This is a genomic window from Stenotrophomonas sp. GW821-FHT09E08 (assembly GCF_059416125.1).
Genome location: NZ_JBWKOO010000010.1, coordinates 42,026 through 60,908 on the forward strand (window position 1 = coordinate 42,026; position 18,883 = coordinate 60,908).

Sequence of the window (18,883 nt, forward strand, 5' to 3'; positions counted from 1 at the left end):
TCGAACGGCCGCTTGAAGTATCATAAGGCCCTCCCCGCCCGCGATACGCCCCCGCAACATGTCACGGCCTTCCGGCGCTCCGCCCGCCACCAATGACTCCGCCTCGCCGTCCTGCGTCACGCAGGACTGCCTGCACTGCTCGGTTCGCCACCTTGCGGTGTGCTCGGCGCTGTCGCCCGATGAAGTGCAGGCACTGGAACAGGTCACCGTTTCCCAGCAGGTCAGCATGGGCAGTACCCTGGCCCGCACCGGCGAAGAGCGCGACCATGTCTATACATTGACCGGCGGCGCGCTGCGCCTGGTACGCACCCTGGCCGATGGCCGCCGCCAGATCAACGGTTTCGTGCTGCCCGGCGATTACCTGGGCCTGAGCGGCAGCGACCACCACCGCTACGATATCGAAGCCATCGCCGACAGCCGCGTGTGCCGCGTCGCGCTGCCGCAGATGAAGGCGCTGCGCAGCCGCTTCCCGCACCTGGAACGCAAGCTGCTGCAACGCGCCTGCCAGGAGCTGGACGCCGCGCAGGACGCCGCGTTGGCACTGGCGCGGCTGCAGCCGGCCGAGAAGCTGGCCGATTTCCTGCTGCGCCTGGCCGCACGCGAGGCCAAGCTCGGTGGCGATGGCCTGCGCGTGTCGCTGCCAATGGGCCGCGGCGACATCGCCGACCATCTGGGCCTGACCATGGAAACAGTCAGCCGCACCTTCACCAAGCTGCGCCAGCAGGAGCTGATCGCCCTGCCCCACCTGAACGTGGTGGAGATCCTCGACGAGGATGGGCTGCGCACGCTGGCCGGTGAAGGGTTGATCTGACCGCATCGCGGTTCATGGGGTTGCCGGCTCCGTGTTGCATCCACCCGGTAGTGCCGGCCGCTGGCCGGCAACCGCGCCCATCTCCGATCAGCGCAGCAACACCTCGCGCAACGCCGCATAGTCGGCGGCCAACGGGTCGGCATGCGCCGGTCGCTGCAGCAACGCCTCCAGCGCCGGCGGCACCGCTACTGCTTCGCCGATGAGCGGCTCGACCACGGCTTCGAACTTGGCCGGATGCGCGGTGGCCACCACCGCCCAGTCCCCCTTGGCACCGCCACTGCGCAGATCCTGCAGCACCTTCACTGCGGTGGCCGTATGTGGGCAGAACAGCTCACCATGGCTGGCATGCTCAGCAGCAATCGTCGCGCGGATGGTCACGTCATCCACCGCGAATGCACGGAAGGCGGCTCGCAGTTCCGCGTCATCGCCGTGGTAGAGCCAGCGCAGGCGCTCGAAGTTGCTGGGCGCCCCCACGTCCATCGCGTTGGCAACGGTGGCAACACTGGCCTGCGGCTGATAGTCGTCGCCATTGAAGTAGGCCGGCAGTACGGCATTGGCATTGGTGGCCAGCACGATCTGCCCGATCGGCACGCCCAGCGCGCGCGCCAGCACTGCCGCCATTGCGTTGCCGAGGTTGCCGGTGGGCACCACCAGGTTGAGCCGGCGTCGATGTGCGGCATGATGGCTCAACGCCGCATGCGCGTAGTAGCTCATCTGCGGCAGCAGGCGGCCCAGGCTGATGCTGTTGGCCGAACTCAGCGGCACCTGTGCCTGCAGCTCGCGGTCGGCCAGCGCCTGTTTGACCATGGTCTGGCAGTCATCGAACGAACCGGCCACGCGCAGCGCCCGGATGTTGCCACCGAAGCAACCGAGCTGATGTGCCTGACGCGGCGACACACGCCCATCCGGATACAGCACCACCACGCGCACGCCGGGTTGGCGATGGAAGGCCGCGGCAACGGCGGCACCGGTATCGCCGGAGGTGGCGACGACAATCGTCAGATCGCGCTCCTTGTCCGCCTGCAGCCGCGACAGCGTACCGGCCAGGAAGCGCGCGCCGATGTCCTTGAACGCCGCGGTCGGCCCATGGAACAGTTCCAGCACGTGGTCACCATCGCCGAGAGAGCGCAGCGGGACCGGGAAGTCGAAGGCCTCGCGGCAGATCGACGGCAGCGCGCCTTCCAGCGCATCGCCGGCAAAGAACGGTGCCAGCAGATCGGCGGCGGTATCGGCCAGGGTTGCACCGGCCTGCAATTCACGAGGTGCAGGCAGAACCTCGGGCACATACAGCCCGCCATCGGGCGCCAATCCTGCGGCGATTGCCGCACTGAGGCCGACAGCAGGCGACTGGCCACGGGTCGAAACGAAATGCATGGGCAAGGTTTCCAGTAGAGGGGAAGGATTCAGCACAGCCGCGCTCCCGGCGCGTCCAGCGGCGACACCCAGGCATCGCTGTCAAAGCCGGCCGCTGCAAATGCTGCGCGCACCGGTGCCGCTGCGGCATGGGCCTGGTCGGCATCCTCGAACCAGGCGAACACGCTGGGTCCTGCACCTGAGATGCCCGCGCCCATCGCATGGGCCGACAGCGCCGCGTCGCGTGCTGCTTCGAAACCGATAATCAGTCCGGCGCGGCGCGGCTCCACCAGCACGTCGCGCAGGCCAGCGCGCACCAGCGAGGCATCGCTGCGATGGCAGCCACTCAGGACCAGCGCAAGATTGGCACTCTGTGCGACGAATTCACCCAGCGCGTAGCTGCCCTGCAGCGCCTGGCGTGCACGGCGTGTTTCCAGCACCGCATGCGGATGCACCAACAGGCTGTGCCAGCTGGCCGGAACCGGAATCGGCAGCAGGCGATCAGCGGTGCACAACGCCAAGCCGCCCAGCAGCAGCGGCCCGACGTTGTCACCGTGGCGGCCGCCACTGGCCACCGCCTCGCCATCCAGCGCAAACGGGTACAACGCCTCGCGCGGCAGCGGTGCGCCCAGCAGTGCATTGGCGGCGACCAGGGCTGCAACGCTCGACGCCGCCGAACCGCCCATGCCGGAGCCGAACGGAATGCCCTTGTCGATCTCGATCGCGAAGCCGAAGTCCAGACCCAGCCCCTCGCGCAACGACATCAGCGCGGCCCCTGCGGTATTGCCGGCAGCGTCCAGCGGCAGCTCGACCGCACTGCCACGGATTGCCTCGATCCGCACCACCGGTTCATCGATGCGACGCACGCTCACGGTGTCGCCGACACCGGCAATGGCATGGCCGAGAATATCGAAGCCCACCGCCACGTTGGCCACCGAGGCCGGTGCGAACGCACGTGCGATCACAGCCGCGCTCCTTCGCCGGCGGCCACCCGCAGCAGGTCGGCGAACACGCCTGCGGCCGTGACTTCCGGGCCGGCGCCTGGTCCCTGCACCACCAGCGGGTTGTCGCAGTAACGGCGGGTACGGAACTGGACCACGTTGTCGGTCAGCCGCAGATTGGCGAACGCATGCTCGATGGGTAGTTCCTGCAGGCCGACCGAGGCACCGTCGGAACCCAGCCGCGCCACGTAGCGCAACACCGCACCGCGCTGCCGTGCGTCCTGCAGGCGCTGCAACAGGCTGGCATCGCTCTCGCCCAGGCGCGCCATGAAATCGTCCACGCCACCCTCGCGCAGCAACGCTGGCACCAGGCTTTCCACCTGGACCTGCTCCAGGCTGAGCGGATGACCGGCTTCGCGGGCCAGGATCACCAGCTTGCGCGCGACATCGATGCCGGACAGATCGTCACGCGGATCCGGCTCGGTGTAACCCATCGAGCGCGCCTGCGCGACCAGTGCCGAGAATGGCTGGCTGCCGTCGTAACGGTTGAACAGCCAGGCCAGCGTGCCGGAGAAGATGCCTTCGATGGCCAGCACCTCGTCGCCGGTATCGACCATGTCGCGCAGCGTGGTGATCACCGGCAGCCCAGCACCCACCGTGGCTTCATAGCGGAAACGCGCGCCGCTGGCAGCGGCAGCAGCGCGGATGCGCTGATAGCGCGCCAACGGACCGGCACCGGCCTGTTTGTTCGGAGTGACCACGTGGATGCCGGCGGCCAGCCACCCCTCGTAGCGCTCGGCCACCTCGGCACTGCCACTGCAATCGATCACCACCGCGTGGGGCAGGTGCGCGGCAAGCAGGTGCTCGGTGAAACGGTCCAGGTCACTGGCCTCACCCGCCTGCTGCAGCGCCTGCCGCCAATCGGCATGCAGGCCATCAGCCTCCAGCCGCATGCGCGAACGCGAGGCCAGCGCGCGCAGGCGCAGGTCGACATTGGCCTTGGCCAGCAGCTGCGGGCGCGCCGCCAGCAACTGGTCCAGCAGTGCGGCGCCGACATTGCCCGGCCCGATTACACCTACCGCAAAGGTCTGCGGCGACAGCCAGAAGCCGGCATGTGCGGCGCGCAGCGCACGGGTGGCATCGGCACTGTCCACCGCCACCGAGATGTTGCGTTCCGACGAGCCCTGCGCGATCGCCAGGATGTTCACCTGCGCCCGGCCGAGGGCCTCGAACAGGCGCGCGGCGACGCCGGGCTGGCCCGCCATGCCGTCGCCGACCGCCGCCAGCACGCTGACACCGTCGCCGACCTGCACGCGCTGCACGTGGCCTACCGACAGTTCATGCGCAAATGCCTGCAGCAGCGCCTCGCGGCCACGCGCGGCCTCGGCCGCACGCACCACGCAGCAGATCGAATGCTCCGACGACCCCTGCGAGATCATCACCACCGAAACCTGCGCGTGGCGCAATGCCGCGAACACGCGTTCAGCGGTGCCGGGTACGCCGATCAGTCCAGTACCCTCCAGATTGAGCAGGGCCAGTCCGGGACTCAGGGTCAGGCCTTTCACCGGCCCGCGCGGCGAGCGCTCGGCACTGATGCGCGTACCCGGATGCGCCGGGTGGAAGGTGTTGCGGATGAAGATCGGCAGGCCAAGGCGGATCGCCGGCGACATCGTCTGCGGATGCACCACTTTGGCGCCGAAATAGGCCAGCTCGCAGGCTTCGTCGTAGCTCAGTGATTCCAGCTGCACCGCTTCCGGGACCAGCCTCGGGTCCGCCGACAGCACGCCGTCGACGTCGGTCCAGATGTGCAGTTGGTCGGCGTTGAACAGTGCCGCGAAGATCGCGCCGGAGTAGTCGCTGCCATTGCGACCGAGCGTGGTGATGCGATCGTGGCGGTCGCGGGCAACGAAACCGGTGGCGACCAGGCGCGACTGCGGATGCTGCAGGCGCCACCTGGCCAGGCGGTCGGCGCTGGCTTCCCAGTCCACGTCCACACCCAACTCGCCGTGCGCGACCACCAGCACGTCGCGCGCATCGAGCACGGCGCAGTCCTCACCCAGCGCGCGCAGGTGGGTACCGAGCAGCTGCGCGGAGAACACTTCGCCCAGACCCTGCACGCGATCGAGCACCTCTCGCGGCAGTTCGCCGATCACCGCCAGTGCCGCCAGCACTTCGGCCAGCTGATCGAAACGCACGTCAATCCATTCCACGGTCTCGCCCACCTGCTCGCCGAGCAGGGCCACCGCCGCGCCGCGGTGGCGGGCGCGCAGTGCATGCCAGACCTCGCGCCAGCCTTCGTCACCCTTTGCTGCCATCTGGGCCAGTTCGATCAGCGCGTCGGTGACGCCCTTCATCGCCGATACAACGGTGACCTGCAGCGATTCGGGGCGGGCCAGCAGCAGGCCGGCGACATGGCGGTAGCGCTCGGCGTCGGCCACCGAGGTGCCACCGAACTTGTGCACGACGGTGGACGGCGCAGCCAGATCGGCCGGTGCAACGGGTTGGGCGGGGGCGTGGGAAGACATGCAGACCTCGGTAGGAGGCCCCGTCGCATGCAGGTGTCGAGTTTCCCCGCCACCTGTATGGTGCGGGGCCGTGGTTTTCGGGAGTTACACGAAGACGACGGGCCGCACCAGGGCAGTGGTGACGGTGGTGGTAATGGTGGTGGTGGCGACCGGCGCAGTCGAACGGCCCGCGGTGGCGGGGGCGGTCAGGCTGGCGTGGGCGGCATCAAGGACCATGACGCACAGAAAACACCGGCCGCCGGGGTGCTGTCAAGTGCTGCGATGCAAAAAATCGCTGCGACGATCATCGGTCATCGTGCCGCCATTTGGTTGCATCTGTGACAAAACCGGCATCAGCGCGCTTGACGACGGCATTCAGCCGGCATGTTCGGCGATCGCCCGTGGCGTACGGTGGGCGTGCGCGCACAGCATCACGCCCGCCACCAGGAACACGATCGCCAGGGCTTCGAGCAGCGAGGGCCAGCGCTGCTGCCAGGCGAATGCGTAGAGCAGCGCGAACAGGGTTTCGAACACGATCATCTGCCCGGTCAGGGTCAACGGCAGCAGGCGGCTGGCGCGGTTCCAGAACGCATTGCCGAGGATCGAGGCCACCACCGCCACGCCGGCACTGATCGCCCAGAAGCCACTCCACTGCGCTGACGTGTGGCTGCCGGTGTGGCCGATGAACGCCATCGGCACCAGCAGCAGGGCCAGCCCGCCGGTGGTGACGCCGGTCAGCAGTGACCAGTCGTGGCTGGACAAGTCGGAACGGCGCGCCAGCCAGCGGCTGTTGCCGATCGAGTACAGCGCCCACGAGAACAGCGCACCAAACGCGCACAGCAGGCCGATCAGGCGCTGCCGCCAGGGCGTTGCCAGATGCTCGGACATCAGTGCTTCCCAGCCAACCAGCGCCACGCCGAGCACGCACAGGCCCAGTGCCGGCAACAGCTGCTTCAACGGCACCGCGCCCTGCTCGCGCACACCAACCAACGTCACAACCACCGGAATCAGGCCGACGATCAACGACGCCGCCGCACCTCCGGCCCACTGCACGGCCGTGGCCAGCAGCAGGAAGTACACCAGGTTGCCAGCCAGGCTCAGCCACAGCAGACCGATCCACTCGGCACGACCAAGCCGCGGGGCCAATCGCTTCCAGCGCGGCAGCAGCAGTACCACAGCGATCAGACCGTAGACCAGGTAGCGGCCGGCAGAGAGCTGCAGGGCATTGAACGACTGCAGCACGGCGGGCGCGAGGAAGACCACGCCCCACAGCGCGCCGGCGGCAACGCCATTGACGATGCCCAGGGCCATCGGGTTGTTGCGCATTTCGGGTTCTTGGGGGGAGAACAGGCTGCGCAGTGTAAGCGGTGGCCAGCGCGAGCTCTTGACCGAGGCTACTGCCCTGCCGCCGTTGTAGAGCCGAGCCATGCTCGACTGCCGTTCGCGGGGTGGTCGGAGCAAAAGCAGTCGAGCGTGGGCTCGGCTCTAAAGATCAGATGGCACCCCTGCGCCAGGCGGCCGGGGTCTGCCCACACTCACGCCGCAGCGCGCGGGTCAGTGCGCTCTGCTCGGAATAGCCTGCGGCCAGCGCGATATCGCTGATCGGCGCGGCGCTCGTACGCAGCTGGTGCTTGGCCCAGCGCAGCCGGCACGCACTGAGCCAGGCCTGCGGGCTGAGCCCGAATTCACGCTGGAACAAGGCATGCAGACGGCTCTCGCTGACGCCCACGAAGGCCGACATACGTGCCACCGGCCACGATTGCCCCGGATCGACCTGCACCGCCGCGCACAGCCCCTGCATGCGCGCACCACTGCCCGCTGGTGCGAACACCTGCAGCAGTTGTGGGAGCAGCGCCGGCATCGGCTGGCCGCCCTGCACACCCGCCAGGCGGTGTCGGAGCGCCAGCGGCAGGTGCAGCCAGCGCTGCCGGCACAGGTGCTCCTGCGTGCCGTCATCGAGCACGCCCGGGGGGCAATCGACAATCACGAAACCATTGGGGCCATCGGCCATCTGGTCATGTGCTTCACCAGCAGCCACGAAAGCGCCCTGCAGCAAGTCCAGGCGACCGCCGCGGCCTTCCATCTCGAACTGCAGTTCGCCCTGCAGTGGCAGCACCCATTGCGCATAGTCATGACGGTCCAGGCCGGTGGCCTGTCCGTAGTGCCGCAGATGGAAGATGGCGCCCATCCTGACAGTGTGCGCGTGTAGCAACGGCCGTGCAAACCGCTGCTATAGTCGGGCCGTCATCCAACGCAGGGAGTGCAGGTCATGACCCATCAACACGTGTTTGTGGTGCTGGCCGCAAGTCTCAGCCTGGCAGTCGCCAGCTCGGCATCGGCACAGGAACGCACCCCGCCCGCTCCGCACTGCATGGATGCGGTCGGCGTGCAGGAAGTGGAGCAGGCATCACCGCGCTCGATTGCATTGCGCGCCGCCTCCGGCCAGGCCTATCGCATCGATTTCAACGAAGACTGCCCCGGTGTCCGCGGTGCCACCACGCTGAAACTGGAAGCACCGGCCGGCTGGGCCTGTGGTCGTCCCAGCGAACGCGTCGTGGTCGACGACCGCAGCTGCGCCGTCAGCGCGGTTACCCCGGTACAGGATCGCGACTACGCCAGCGTCGCCCGTGACAGCGATCGCCTGCGCACGGCCACCCTGCCCGCCGTGACCATCCGCGAGCGCAAGGAAATCCGCCGCAGCTTCGGCGGCTCACCGTCCTACTGCTTCGCCACCCGCAACGTCCGTGCCTGGTCATCCGACCCGCAGGGCATGCTGGTGGAGACCAACCCGCGTCGCAATGGTGGTCACCGCTACTACCGCGTCGAACTCGGCGGCCACTGCCGTCAGCTCGACCGCGCGCCGCAGCTCAGCTTCCGCTCCGGCATGCAGAACGGGCTGATCTGTGGCAATGCCGGCGATCGCATCCTCACCGCCGATTTCGAGAATGGCGACCTGCGCAACGATGCCCTGGCGCCGCTGCCGCAGTACACCCGCGGCAGCTGCACGATCCAGGCCGTCTACCCGGCATCCAGCCAGGCGTCGAACTAACTTTCGACGCCGAGGAAGGTGAACGGCGCGCTGGGCACGAAGTGGCCCAGTGCGTCGCCGGCGAACGTGTTGCGCTGGTCCTTGCCCAGCTCGAGCTTGAGCACCTGGCCGCCGAAATCGACCTTGTTCAGATCGACCCAGAAGGTATTCGGGGTCAACGCCGATTCGAAGAAGTACAGCCGCCGCTTGTGGTCGGCCACGGTGCGCCAGCGCGTGGACGAGATGTTCGGCTCGCCCGGCGTGGTGATGCCGTACGGCACCGACGCGTTGCGGATCACGCTGAACACACTGGCCAGGGCCTCCACCGGATCCTCGGCCTTGGGAATCGCATTGATGTAGAACGAAGCCCGCGCGAAGCGGTCGGATGAGCGGTTGGTACCCGGCAGCATCACCGTGCCACCGATCTGCTGCCAGTAGCTGTTGAGTGCCAGCTGCTGCTCGAAGATCGGCGAGTTGGTCATCACCTGGTAGCGGCGGTCGTGATGGATCACCTGGCGGCCGCCGATGTATTCGACAATGGCACTGTCGCCGCTGGCATCGGACAGTGACAGGTGCAGCGTCGCCTGGCGGTCTTCGCCGGGAACCTTGTCGGTGACGATCGAGTACGGCTCGCGCTTCAGCGCCGCCACCGCCTCTTCCACCGTTGCGAAATTGTCGAGCACGTACTGCGCCCACAGCGAGATGGCCAGTCCCGGCTTGTTGCCGCGCTGCTGCGGGTACTCCGACTCCACCAGCCACAGCAGGTTGGCGACCAGGCCCTTCTCGTTCATGCCGTCGGTGGTCGACACGTCGTAGCCGGTGGCCACCACGCTGCCGTAGCGCGCGGTCCAGGCCAGCGACTTCGGGCCCGCCTGGCCGGTACGTGCAATGCCACGCGGCAGGACGTACAGATTGGTCGCTACGTCGACCTTCCAGTCCATCGAACGTGCGGTGATCACATCACCGTTGTCACCCAGGTACACCGCGCGCGTACAAGCCAGTGCCGGTGTGATCGCGGCGGCCAGCGCCACGGCCAGCATCGCCCTACCCTTCCACTTCATCCGTGCCATATCAGTACGCTCCTTTCCCCGTGGTCCGTGGATCTGACCCGATCCATCGTGACACAGCGGTGAAACCTCAGCGTACGAAGCGGTCGTGCAGCCAGAAGCCCAGCAGCATCGCGGGTACGAACCACAGCGCTTCGCGAGATGCCACCGCCAGGCCGGCAATGGCCGGACCGGGACAATAGCCTGCCCAGCCCCAGCCTATGCCGAACAGTGCGGCGCCCAGCAGCAGGCGCGCATCGATATCACGTACGGTGGGCAGCTGGAAGCGGGCCGCACACCAGGGGCGCGTGCGTCGCAGCACCCAGCGCTGCCCGACCGCACTGACCAGCATCGCCGAGGCCAGCACCCACATCAACGTGGGATCAAAATCACCGGCCACATCAAGGAAGCCGAGCACACGACGCGCGTCGGTCATCCCGGAAAGCGCCAGCCCAGCGCCAAACAGCGCACCGGCCACAGCGGCGGCCCATAATGCGCGACTCATGCCAGACCTCCGCCGTGCCGGATCAGGAAGGTGGTCAGCATTGCGCAGGCCATGAACACCAGCACTGCCAGCAGCGAACGCTTCGAGCCGCGGGCCATGCCACAGACGCCGTGGCCACTGGTGCAGCCGCTACCCAACCGGGTACCAAAGCCCACCAGCAGGCCGGCGCCGACCAGCTGCCAGGCCGGCAACGCATCACGTAGCGGCACCTGCGGCGATGCCTCCGGCACCGATTGCCACAGCAACACCAACCCCGCCGCAGTGAGCAGTCCGAGCAAGAACGCCCAACGCCAGCCGCGCTCCCCTTTTGCTGCGCGCAGGCTGCCCGCAGCGATTCCGCTGATGCCGGCCACACGCCCGAGGGTGGCGAGCAACAGCACCGCGGCGGCGCCGATCAGCGCCCCGCCAGCCACCGCACTCCATGGCAGGTTCACGCCCTGCCCCTGTCGATTCCGTTCATCGGCTTGCCTTCTTATTTAGCTTTTTCTAAATTAGCTTCTTCTAAACAAAAAGGTCAACCATGGCCCACATCGAGCTCGACAGCGCAGCAATGGCCGAGCACACCACGCAGGCCGCCGCTCTGCTCAAGCGCCTGGCTCATCCTGCGCGGTTGCGCGTGTTGTGCCGGCTGGTGGAAGGCGAAGCGCCGGTGCCGGAGCTGCAGGCGCTGACCGGGCTCAGTGCATCGGCGCTGTCGCAGCACCTGGCGGTGCTGCGCGAACTGGATATCGTTGCGACCCGGCGCCAGGCGCAGGCCATCCACTACCGCGTGGTCGATGGCCCGGCGCTGGGTGTGCTGAAAGCGTTGCATGCCGCCTACTGTGGTGGCGACCCGCGCTGAGCGGGGATGCGGGCTCAGCCGACGTGCAGGACCGGCTGCACCACCCTGTCGAGCAGATCCACCGGCGTCGGCGCGGAACGGTCGCCCTGCAGTGCGCGGGTGAATCCCGACCAGTCACTGGAAGACAGCTGGCGCAGCAGCGCAGCATCCACCGGCAGCGCGCGCATCGACCAGTACGGGAACTGGCGCTGGCCCAGCCGGCCGCGTGCCAGCTCGACGATGTCGATATGGCTGCCAGCCTGCAGGATGCGCTCATACACCGAATCGATGCCGTCCGGTGGGCCCTCGATGTACTGCAGGAAACGGTCGCCGTCATGCAGCAGCACGCCGGTCACCCCGGCCAGCTTGTTGAAGCGTGCCGCGTCCTCGACCAATACATGCAGGCGTTCGGCGGAAAGATCCGGCAGCACCTTGCTGACGTAGGCGATGGCACGCAATGGCATGGAGCTTCCTTGGCAACGTGAGTCGCCACGGTAGCAGTTGCGGACGAGCCCGTCTCAGTATCGGGAAACGTTTGCTGAAGAATTCAGCTTGCGGCCGCCAGCGCTCCGTCACTGCGCCTCGGCAACAACGCCTCGAATACCACCTGCCCTGCTTCGTTGCGGGCACCGATACGACCGCCATGCGCCCGCACGAACTGATCGACGATGTACAGGCCGAGGCCAAGTCCGTTGCTCTGGTGGAAGCTGGCCTTGAACGGTTCGAACAGGCGCGGCAGCAGCGCCGCATCGATCTCCCCGGCATTGCGCACCCGCAACAGCACGTTGCGCGGGTCACGGCCATCCACCTCGACCTGTGCCTCGTTGCCATGCGTCAGCGCATTGCCGATCAGGTTTGCTGCAACCTGTCCCAGTCGATCCAGGTCGCCCTGAAGCTGCGTGTCGCCGTGTGTATCCAGTCGGATCCGGCCTGCACCATGCGCACTCCCCACCTCCGCCACCACCGCCCGGGTGACCTCGGCCAGATCGCAGGTACTGGCCTGCAGGCGCAGGCCGCCGCTGCGGATCCGCGAGAAGTCCAGCAGCTGCTCCACCATCCGCGCCATGCGCAGGGTGCTGGCCTCCAGGTACTGCAGCGTCTGCTGCGCACCCGCGTTGCCTTGCGGAATGTCCAGCGCCAGCTTGTCGGCACACAGCAGGATCGCCGACAGCGGCGTACGCAGGTCGTGGGTCAGTACCGCAGCCATCGTCTCGTTGAGCTTGAGCGCACGCTCCAGCGCTTCGTTGCGCGCCTTCAGCAACTGCCGTTGCTGGTACAGCTCGATGAAGACGTTGACCTTGCTCAGGATCACCTGCGGCGCCACCGGCTTGTGCAGGAAATCCACCGCGCCGGTTTCGTAGCCCTTGAACGCGCGCACCGGATCATCCGGCGAGGCGGTCAGGAAAATGATCGGTACCGTGCGGCTGCGATGCGAACCGCGCATCAGCTCAGCCAGGGTGAAGCCATCGATTTCCGGCATGTGCACGTCCAGCAGGGCAAGCGCGACCTCATGCTCCAGCAGCAGCTCCAGCGCCTGCGCACCGGAGCTGGCCAGCAACAGATTGACGCCCTCGCGCTGCAGCAGCGCCTGCATGGCCACCAGGTTCTGCGGCACGTCATCGACGATCAGCAGGTTGACCGGGGACTGCGACTGCGCAGGGTCCGGTGGCAGCAGGTTCATGCAAACAACTCCTTCAGGCGACGACACATCAGTTCAAGGGGCAGCACGGCATCGGCGCCGGCATGCTGCAGGGCGGAAGCCGGCATCATCGATGCCTCGGCCTCCTCGGGGCATTGCAGCCAGGCGCGGCCTCCGGCGGCGCGTACAGCGGCTACGCCTTCGCTGCCATCGCTGCTGGCACCGGTCAGCAGCAGCGCCAGCACCTGCGGACCAAACACCGCAGCGGCCGATTCAAACAGCGGGTCGATGGCCGGGCGCGAGAACAACACTGGCGCGTCCACCGACAAAGCGACCGCGCCGGCATCCTCCACCAGCAGGTGGTAGTCCGGCGGGGCGAACGTCACCGTTCCGGGCTGCAGCGGCTGCTTGTCCTCCGCCTCGCGCACCTGCAGCGCGCAGTACGGCGCCAGCACTTCGGCAATGCGGCTGGAGCGGTCGCGCGGGAGGTGCAACACGGCCAGCACCGGCGCCGGCAGCCTGGCCGGAAGCGCACCCAGCACAGCCTGCAGCGCCGCGACGCCTCCTGCGGAGGCACCGACCACCAGCACCGCTGGGCGAACCTGCACCGCCATCAGGCAACCTTCCGGTACAGGCGATGCTCGCGCGAACAGACCTCGAAGGCATCGTGGTGGCGCCCGAACTGCAGCGACTCCTTGCTGCCCAGGCCGAGGAATCCCCGGTGCACCAGCGCCTCGCGGAACAGTCCCACGGCCCGGTCCTGGAGATCACGGTTGAAATAGATCAATACGTTGCGGCACGACACCAGATGCACTTCAGAGAACACTGTATCGGTGGCCAGGCTGTGGTCGGCGAACACCACGTTGCGACGCAGCTGGCGGTCGAACACGGCGCCATCGTAGGCCGTGGCGTAATAGTTGGACAGCGACGCGGTGCCACCGGCGGCCAGGTAGTTACGGCTGAACTGGGCCATCCGGTCGATGCCATAGGCGCCCGCCTCGGCCGTGGCCAGCGCGGCCGGATTGATATCGGTGGCATAGACGATGCTGCGCTCGAGCAGCCCTTCTTCATGCAGCAGGATCGCCAGCGACCACACTTCCTCCCCGGTGCTGCAACCGGCCACCCACAGCTTCACCGACGGATAGGTGCGCAGCACCGGCACCACCTGTTCGCGCAGCTCACGGAAATAGGCGGGGTCCCGGAACATCTCCGAGACCTGCACGGTGAAGAACTGCATGGCCTGGGCGAACAGCTCCGGCTCGTGCAGCAGGCGATGCTGCAGGTCCGCCAGGCGCTCGCACTCATAACGCTGCATGGCCTGGCGGATACGCCGGCGCAGCGACGACACCGCATAGCTGCGAAAGTCATAGTGGTAGCGCTGGTACAACGCCTCCAGCAACACCTTCAGTTCCAGATCGAACAGCGCCTGCTCGTTCATTGCCGCGAGCACCAGACCCGGCACAGCGAGACCAGCTTGTCGACATCGATCGGCTTGGCGATGTAGTCATTGGCACCGGCCTGCAGGCAACGTTCGCGGTCGTCCGGCATGGCCTTGGCGGTCAATGCGATGATCGGCAGGTCCTGCAGGTGGCGCTGCGCGCGGATCTCGCGCATCGCGGCCAGGCCATCCTTCTCCGGCATCATGATGTCCATCAGCACCAGGTCGACCTCACGCTCGGCCAGGCGGTCAACCGCCTCCTGGCCGTTGCGCGCGATCTCCAGGGTCACGCCAAGCGGTTCGAGCACGCTGGACAGCGCGAAGATGTTGCGCACGTCGTCCTCGGCCAGCAATACGGTGCGGCCGTCGAGCACGGTGTCACGGCGGCGCGCCTCCCGCAGCAGACGCTGCTGGTCGCTGGGCAGACTGGCCTCGACGCTGTGCAGGAACAGGGTCACTTCGTCCAGCAGGCGCTCCGGCGAACGCGCGCCCTTGATGATGATGCTCTTCGAGTAACGGCGCAGGCGCTGCTCTTCTTCGCGGCTGAGCGCCCGGCCGGTGTAGACGATCACCGGCGGGAAGCCGACGTCATCGTTGTTGGCCATGTGCTCGAGCAGGTCGTAACCGCTGCCATCCGGCAACGACAGGTCCATCACCATGCAATCGAAGGTAACCGTGCTGAGCTGTTCCAGCGCGCCGGCAAGAGTACCGACGGCGACAATCTGCAGTTGCTCGCGGCCCAGCAGCAGCTCCAGGTTGCGGCGCAGCTCGCTGTCGTCCTCGACGATCAGCAGGCGCCTTACATCGCGCCGGCTGGTCTGTTCCAGCTGCTCGATGGCCGCTGCCAGACGCTCACGTGTGGTCGGTTTGATCGCGAAGCCGATCGCGCCCAACTCGCGCGCCACCTGGCTGCGGTCCATCGCCGAAACCACATGCACCGGGATGTGGCGCGTATCCGGATTGCGCTTCAGCCGCTCCAGCACGCTCAGACCGGAAACGTCGGGCAGGCCGATATCGAGCAGGATGCCGTTCGGGCGCAACTCGGCAGCCAGCGCCAGCGCCTCTTCGGCCGTGCTGGCTACCACGCAGTCGAAGTCCAGCTCATGGGCCAATGCCACAAGCGCCTCGGCGAAGGTGGTGTCATCCTCCACCGCCAGGATCAGCCGACCGGCGCGCTGGCGCCGGCCCCGGTCATCCGCCACGCTCGCAGTTGCCATCGACACAGCGGCCGGGAGCACAGCCGCAGGCGCAGCCACAACACGAGCGGCTGCCGGTGCCGGTGCCGGCGCCGCCGCTGACAACAGGACAGCTTCCGTCGCCGTCGCCGGGAGAGCTTCGGGCGCCGGCGCACCCTGCAGCGGCAGCTCAAGGATGAAGCAACTGCCGCGTCCCGGCTCGCTGTCGACCTGGATGCTGCCGCCCATGCGCTCGGCCAGGTCGCGCGAGATCGACAGGCCCAGGCCGGTGCCGCCGTAGCGGCGACGCGTGCTGCCATCGGCCTGGCGGAACGCCTCGAAGATGACCGGCAGCTGCTCGCGGGCGATGCCGATGCCGGTATCGCAGACATCGAAACGCACGCGTCCACTGCCGCCAGCGCGCACGTGCAGGCTGACCTTGCCGTGCTCGGTGAACTTCAGGGCATTGGCCAACAGGTTCTTCAGGATCTGCTGCAGGCGCTGGTTGTCGGCCATCAGCTGGGTCGGTGCCAGCGCATCGGCCTCGATCTCCAGCGCCAGGCCCTTCTGCCGCGCCATCGGCTCGAAGGTCTCGCGCAGGCGTTGCAGCACACTGTCGACCACCACCACTTCATCGGCCAGCTCAACGTGGCCGGCCTCGATGCGGGACAGATCGAGGATGTCGTTGATCAACGCCAGCAGGTCATTGTTGGACGACAGGATCGCACGGGCATACTTCACCTGCTCCTCGGTCAGCGTGCCGTCCTTGTTGTCGGCCAGCAGCTTGGCCAGGATCAGCGAGCTGTTCAGTGGCGTGCGCAGTTCGTGCGACATGTTGGCGAGGAACTCGGACTTGTAACGCGAGGTGGCAGCCAGCTCATTGCTGTTGCGGACCAACTGCCCCTGCGCAACCAGCAGCGCTTGCTTCTGCGCCTCCAGTTCATGGGTGCGCTCTTCCAGCTGGACATTGCTCTGCTCCAGCTCGGCCTGCTGCTCTTCCAGATGGCTCTGTGACTGCAACAGGCTGCGGCTCTGCTCTTCCAGCTCCTCGTTGGCCACACGCAGCTCTTCCTGCTGGGCCTGCAGTTCTTCGCCCTGACGCTGCGATTCTTCCAGCAGGACCACCAGCTGCGCCCTAAGCAATGAGGCACGAAGGGCCATGCCGATGGTCTCGGCGCAGCGCTCCAGCAGTTCGTCGTCCAGGCCCTGCTGGTCACCGACGCGCGCCCGGCCCAGCTCAATGACACCCACCACGCTGCCATCGCTGTTGATCGGCGCAAGGATGCGTTCGCGCACCGGCAACCGGCCCAGGCTGGTCTGCAGTTCGAGCACGGCTGCCTCGTCGCCGTGCAGGTGACGGATGCGTTCATCACGCGCGACCTGCCCGGCCAGTCCTTCCTGCAACGACAACGAGGCGGGTGTGCCTGAGGGCAGCGCCATGCCACCGGTCAACTGCAGCCGTCCGCCCTCCAGCCGATAGACCGCCCCCACGTCGGCGCGAAGCTGCTCCGCCAGACGGGTCACTGCCGCATCGGCGATCTGCTCCGGCCCCAGGTCGCCGCGCAGGCTCATCGCCACCGCGTTCTCCGCCTCCTGCAGCCACAACGTGCGCATCGCCTGGCGCCGGGCCTGGATCGCACGGGAAACAATCAGCGCGATCATCAGGAATGCGCCGCCGCCGATGCTGCGATTGACGAACGAGAATGCCGAGTTCGAGCTGGCCGGTGCGATGTTGTAGCCGACGATCAGCAGGATGCAGGCAAGCACCGCCACAATGAACGGTGCCCGTGCGCTGCGCTGGAACACCGTCACGCCCACGGCAAGGAAGTAAGCCAGCCATACCGCATAGCCCAGCGGCACCACCAGCTCCAGCGCGATGGTTGCGGCCAGCAGCACAGCGGAGGTCATCCAGATCCAGCGGTCACGCGTGGTCGCACCAGGACGCATGCAGGTCGGCTCCAGTAGACAAAAAGGTGGGTGATGGTACTCCGTGTCGCATTCAGCCGCACAGGACCATTGGCACGCGCCTCGCCTGCACGCATCCTTCACACTTCAATGCCTAGCTTTTCGTCCCTCACAGGGGTAATGCTCATTTCAACGTGGACGCAGCAGCTTCTACGGCGTCCGTGCTGACGGACCCTTCCCGACAACTGCGATTGCTGATCGACAGCGTTCGCGACCATGCGCTGTATCTGCTTGATCCCGATGGCAGGGTATGCAGCTGGAACCCGGGTGCCGAGCGCATCAAGGGCTATTCAGCCGACGAGGTCATCGGCACCCATTTCGGTCGTTTCTATCTGCCTGCCGATCGCGAGGCGGGTGAACCGCAGCGCCTGCTCCGTCTTGCAGCGCAGCACGGCCATCATGCAAGCGAGGGCTGGCGGGTCCGCCGTGACGGCTCTTCATTCCGCGCCAGCATCGTGATCGAGCCGGTCTCCGAAGCCGGCGAACTGCTCGGCTTCGTCAAGATCACCCGTGATATCACCGAGCAATGGCAGGCACAGCGGCTGCTGCGCGATGCCCAGCGGGCACTGCGCCATACCCAGCAGTTCGAGACCGTCGGCCGACTCAGCCGCGGGCTGTCGCATGAGTTCAACAATCTGCTGACCACCATCGGCAACGCGCTGGACCTGCTGTCCCTGCGCGTCAGCGGTGACGACGTACGCGCCGCCGAACTACTGGATGCTGCGCAGACCGCCACCGACCGCGGCGCCCTGCTGACCCGCCAGCTGCTGGCCTTCAGCACCGGCCAGACGCTGATCCGGGAGGCAGTGGACATCAATGCGCTGGTGCAGCAGTGGCTGCCCGACCTGCAGCGTGCCTGCCCTCCTTCGGTCGTGCTCGATGCTCGCTTCACGCCGGATCTGCCACCGGTCAGCACCGATGCGATGCAGCTGCAGACCGCACTGGCCAACCTGGTGGCCAATGCCGTGGAGGCGACCCTCGACGGTGGTCGCATCCTGGTCGGTACCACCCTGGAACATCGCCTCGACCCGGATGCGGACACCACGTTGCAACGTGGCTACGTCACCCTCAGTGTCTGCGACGAGGGCCATGGCATGGCCGCTGAAATCGCCGAACGGGCAACCGAACCGTTCTTCACCACCAAGGACATCGGCAAAGGCAGCGGCCTGGGCCTGAGCCAGGTGTTCGGATTCACTACCCAGAGCGGCGGCTTCGTCGACGTGTCCACCACGCCCGGTGTCGGCACCACGGTCAGCCTGCTGCTTCCCGCAATGGAGGAACCTGCCCATGACCGATGACCCGATCCGTGTATTGATGGTGGAGGACCAGACCGATCTTCGCGAGATGATCGGCCTGGCCCTGCGCGATTTCGGCATCGACGTGGCGACGACCGCCGATGCACACGAAGCGGCCGCCCTGTTGAAGGGTGAAGCACGCTTCGACGTGGTGTTCAGCGACATCAGCATGCCCAACGGCATGTCCGGCATCGAACTCAGCGAACATGTGGCGCGCGATCAGCCGCAGGCGCGGATGATCCTGTCATCCGGCTACGCCCGCTCGCAGCTGCCGCCGCTGCCCGAGCAGGTCGAGTTCCTGCCCAAGCCCTATCGCCTGCGCCAGCTGGTGGAGCTGTTGAAGCAGGCGTGAGGCCTGCCCGG

The 18,883-nt window shown here is 67.0% G+C and carries 19 protein-coding genes; 6 read left to right on the plus strand and 13 right to left on the minus strand.

Annotation, left to right across the window (positions count from 1 at the left end; translation table 11 throughout):
- The first annotated feature begins 58 nt into the window (after nucleotides 1–58).
- Nucleotides 59–811 carry a Crp/Fnr family transcriptional regulator gene (locus tag AC07M7_RS13580; RefSeq protein WP_046984731.1) on the plus strand — a complete coding sequence of 251 codons (753 nt, stop codon included), beginning with the start codon at nucleotides 59–61 and terminating at the stop codon, nucleotides 809–811.
- Between the two features lie 87 nt (nucleotides 812–898).
- On the opposite strand, the gene thrC is transcribed toward AC07M7_RS13580, so the two are convergent.
- The 3 genes from thrC to thrA are packed head-to-tail and all read right to left on the minus strand — an operon-like array spanning nucleotide 899 to nucleotide 5,630.
- Nucleotides 899–2,185 (minus strand): threonine synthase, encoded by a 1,287-nt coding sequence (gene thrC, locus AC07M7_RS13585; RefSeq protein WP_495207617.1) that lies wholly within the window; start codon nucleotides 2,183–2,185, stop codon nucleotides 899–901.
- Between the two features lie 29 nt (nucleotides 2,186–2,214).
- Nucleotides 2,215–3,129 carry a homoserine kinase gene (locus AC07M7_RS13590; protein WP_253079286.1) on the minus strand — a complete coding sequence of 305 codons (915 nt, stop codon included), beginning with the start codon at nucleotides 3,127–3,129 and terminating at the stop codon, nucleotides 2,215–2,217.
- Entirely contained in the window at nucleotides 3,126–5,630 is a 2,505-nt protein-coding gene (gene thrA / locus AC07M7_RS13595; protein ID WP_495207618.1) for a bifunctional aspartate kinase/homoserine dehydrogenase I, read from the minus strand. The genes AC07M7_RS13590 and thrA overlap by 4 nt, the downstream gene beginning before the upstream one ends.
- A 27-nt stretch (nucleotides 5,631–5,657) precedes the next feature.
- Between thrA and AC07M7_RS13600 the strand changes: the two genes are divergently transcribed.
- The gene (locus tag AC07M7_RS13600) at nucleotides 5,658–5,951 is read left to right on the plus strand and encodes a hypothetical protein (RefSeq protein WP_495207619.1); all 294 of its coding nucleotides are present in this window, start codon (nucleotides 5,658–5,660) and stop codon (nucleotides 5,949–5,951) included.
- Between the two features lie 33 nt (nucleotides 5,952–5,984).
- Here the strand turns inward: AC07M7_RS13600 and AC07M7_RS13605 are convergent, their stop codons facing one another.
- Together AC07M7_RS13605 and AC07M7_RS13610 are read right to left on the minus strand one after the other, a co-directional pair.
- Nucleotides 5,985–6,935 carry a DMT family transporter gene (locus tag AC07M7_RS13605; RefSeq protein WP_046984727.1) on the minus strand — a complete coding sequence of 317 codons (951 nt, stop codon included), beginning with the start codon at nucleotides 6,933–6,935 and terminating at the stop codon, nucleotides 5,985–5,987.
- 166 nt (nucleotides 6,936–7,101) lie between these two features.
- The gene (locus AC07M7_RS13610) at nucleotides 7,102–7,797 is read right to left on the minus strand and encodes a helix-turn-helix transcriptional regulator (protein WP_253079309.1); all 696 of its coding nucleotides are present in this window, start codon (nucleotides 7,795–7,797) and stop codon (nucleotides 7,102–7,104) included.
- Nucleotides 7,798–7,878: 81 nt separating this feature from the next.
- Here AC07M7_RS13610 and AC07M7_RS13615 point away from each other — a divergent pair, with 81 nt between their 5' ends.
- Nucleotides 7,879–8,658 (plus strand): DUF6491 family protein, encoded by a 780-nt coding sequence (locus AC07M7_RS13615; protein WP_495207620.1) that lies wholly within the window; start codon nucleotides 7,879–7,881, stop codon nucleotides 8,656–8,658.
- Here AC07M7_RS13615 and AC07M7_RS13620 read toward each other — a convergent pair.
- The 3 genes from AC07M7_RS13620 to AC07M7_RS13630 all read right to left on the minus strand — a co-directional run bounded on the left by AC07M7_RS13620 (nucleotide 8,655) and on the right by AC07M7_RS13630 (nucleotide 10,622).
- Nucleotides 8,655–9,707, minus strand: coding sequence for a linear amide C-N hydrolase (locus tag AC07M7_RS13620; protein ID WP_426353621.1), 1,053 nt, complete (start codon nucleotides 9,705–9,707; stop codon nucleotides 8,655–8,657). The genes AC07M7_RS13615 and AC07M7_RS13620 overlap by 4 nt on opposite strands.
- 67 nt (nucleotides 9,708–9,774) lie before the next feature.
- Nucleotides 9,775–10,188, minus strand: a complete 414-nt coding sequence (locus AC07M7_RS13625; protein ID WP_426353622.1) for a DUF6691 family protein — start codon at nucleotides 10,186–10,188, stop codon at nucleotides 9,775–9,777.
- Complete coding sequence (locus AC07M7_RS13630) at nucleotides 10,185–10,622, minus strand: YeeE/YedE family protein (RefSeq protein WP_253079291.1); 438 nt, start codon at nucleotides 10,620–10,622, stop codon at nucleotides 10,185–10,187. The genes AC07M7_RS13625 and AC07M7_RS13630 overlap by 4 nt, the downstream gene beginning before the upstream one ends.
- Nucleotides 10,623–10,708: 86 nt before the next feature.
- Here AC07M7_RS13630 and AC07M7_RS13635 point away from each other — a divergent pair, with 86 nt between their 5' ends.
- Nucleotides 10,709–11,029, plus strand: coding sequence for an ArsR/SmtB family transcription factor (locus tag AC07M7_RS13635; protein WP_495207621.1), 321 nt, complete (start codon nucleotides 10,709–10,711; stop codon nucleotides 11,027–11,029).
- 14 nt (nucleotides 11,030–11,043) lie between these two features.
- Here AC07M7_RS13635 and AC07M7_RS13640 read toward each other — a convergent pair whose 3' ends face one another.
- From AC07M7_RS13640 to AC07M7_RS13660, 5 genes are all read right to left on the minus strand, one after another.
- Nucleotides 11,044–11,472, minus strand: a complete 429-nt coding sequence (locus AC07M7_RS13640) for a BLUF domain-containing protein (RefSeq protein ID WP_046984720.1) — start codon at nucleotides 11,470–11,472, stop codon at nucleotides 11,044–11,046.
- Nucleotides 11,473–11,555: 83 nt separating this feature from the next.
- Nucleotides 11,556–12,689, minus strand: coding sequence for a hybrid sensor histidine kinase/response regulator (locus tag AC07M7_RS13645; protein WP_136638735.1), 1,134 nt, complete (start codon nucleotides 12,687–12,689; stop codon nucleotides 11,556–11,558).
- Nucleotides 12,686–13,261 carry a chemotaxis protein CheB gene (locus tag AC07M7_RS13650; RefSeq protein WP_046984718.1) on the minus strand — a complete coding sequence of 192 codons (576 nt, stop codon included), beginning with the start codon at nucleotides 13,259–13,261 and terminating at the stop codon, nucleotides 12,686–12,688. The genes AC07M7_RS13645 and AC07M7_RS13650 overlap by 4 nt, the downstream gene beginning before the upstream one ends.
- The gene (locus AC07M7_RS13655; RefSeq protein WP_046984717.1) at nucleotides 13,261–14,085 is read right to left on the minus strand and encodes a CheR family methyltransferase; all 825 of its coding nucleotides are present in this window, start codon (nucleotides 14,083–14,085) and stop codon (nucleotides 13,261–13,263) included. Before AC07M7_RS13655 ends, AC07M7_RS13650 begins: the two co-directional genes overlap by 1 nt.
- On the minus strand, nucleotides 14,082–17,207 hold the full coding sequence (locus AC07M7_RS13660) for a response regulator (RefSeq protein WP_495207622.1): 3,126 nt from the start codon (nucleotides 17,205–17,207) through the stop codon (nucleotides 14,082–14,084). Before AC07M7_RS13660 ends, AC07M7_RS13655 begins: the two co-directional genes overlap by 4 nt.
- Nucleotides 17,208–17,359: 152 nt before the next feature.
- On the opposite strand from AC07M7_RS13660, the gene AC07M7_RS13665 reads away from it, so the two are divergent.
- Both AC07M7_RS13665 and AC07M7_RS13670 read left to right on the plus strand, forming a co-directional pair.
- Nucleotides 17,360–18,523 (plus strand): two-component system sensor histidine kinase NtrB, encoded by a 1,164-nt coding sequence (locus AC07M7_RS13665; RefSeq protein WP_495207623.1) that lies wholly within the window; start codon nucleotides 17,360–17,362, stop codon nucleotides 18,521–18,523.
- On the plus strand, nucleotides 18,513–18,872 hold the full coding sequence (locus AC07M7_RS13670; RefSeq protein ID WP_006362973.1) for a response regulator: 360 nt from the start codon (nucleotides 18,513–18,515) through the stop codon (nucleotides 18,870–18,872). The genes AC07M7_RS13665 and AC07M7_RS13670 overlap by 11 nt, the downstream gene beginning before the upstream one ends.
- The last annotated feature ends 11 nt before the right edge of the window (nucleotides 18,873–18,883 follow it).

Coding starts and splice junctions, on each gene's coding strand:
- AC07M7_RS13580 (WP_046984731.1), top strand. CDS start 59: ATGTCACGGCCTTCCGGCGCTCCGCCCGCCACCAATGACTCCGCCTCG.
- thrC (WP_495207617.1), bottom strand. CDS start 2,185: ATGCATTTCGTTTCGACCCGTGGCCAGTCGCCTGCTGTCGGCCTCAGT.
- thrA (WP_495207618.1), bottom strand. CDS start 5,630: ATGTCTTCCCACGCCCCCGCCCAACCCGTTGCACCGGCCGATCTGGCT.
- AC07M7_RS13600 (WP_495207619.1), top strand. CDS start 5,658: ATGCAGGTGTCGAGTTTCCCCGCCACCTGTATGGTGCGGGGCCGTGGT.
- AC07M7_RS13605 (WP_046984727.1), bottom strand. CDS start 6,935: ATGCGCAACAACCCGATGGCCCTGGGCATCGTCAATGGCGTTGCCGCC.
- AC07M7_RS13610 (WP_253079309.1), bottom strand. CDS start 7,797: ATGGGCGCCATCTTCCATCTGCGGCACTACGGACAGGCCACCGGCCTG.
- AC07M7_RS13615 (WP_495207620.1), top strand. CDS start 7,879: ATGACCCATCAACACGTGTTTGTGGTGCTGGCCGCAAGTCTCAGCCTG.
- AC07M7_RS13620 (WP_426353621.1), bottom strand. CDS start 9,707: ATGGCACGGATGAAGTGGAAGGGTAGGGCGATGCTGGCCGTGGCGCTG.
- AC07M7_RS13625 (WP_426353622.1), bottom strand. CDS start 10,188: ATGAGTCGCGCATTATGGGCCGCCGCTGTGGCCGGTGCGCTGTTTGGC.
- AC07M7_RS13635 (WP_495207621.1), top strand. CDS start 10,709: ATGGCCCACATCGAGCTCGACAGCGCAGCAATGGCCGAGCACACCACG.
- AC07M7_RS13640 (WP_046984720.1), bottom strand. CDS start 11,472: ATGCCATTGCGTGCCATCGCCTACGTCAGCAAGGTGCTGCCGGATCTT.
- AC07M7_RS13645 (WP_136638735.1), bottom strand. CDS start 12,689: ATGAACCTGCTGCCACCGGACCCTGCGCAGTCGCAGTCCCCGGTCAAC.
- AC07M7_RS13650 (WP_046984718.1), bottom strand. CDS start 13,261: ATGGCGGTGCAGGTTCGCCCAGCGGTGCTGGTGGTCGGTGCCTCCGCA.
- AC07M7_RS13655 (WP_046984717.1), bottom strand. CDS start 14,085: ATGAACGAGCAGGCGCTGTTCGATCTGGAACTGAAGGTGTTGCTGGAG.
- AC07M7_RS13660 (WP_495207622.1), bottom strand. CDS start 17,207: ATGCGTCCTGGTGCGACCACGCGTGACCGCTGGATCTGGATGACCTCC.
- AC07M7_RS13670 (WP_006362973.1), top strand. CDS start 18,513: ATGACCGATGACCCGATCCGTGTATTGATGGTGGAGGACCAGACCGAT.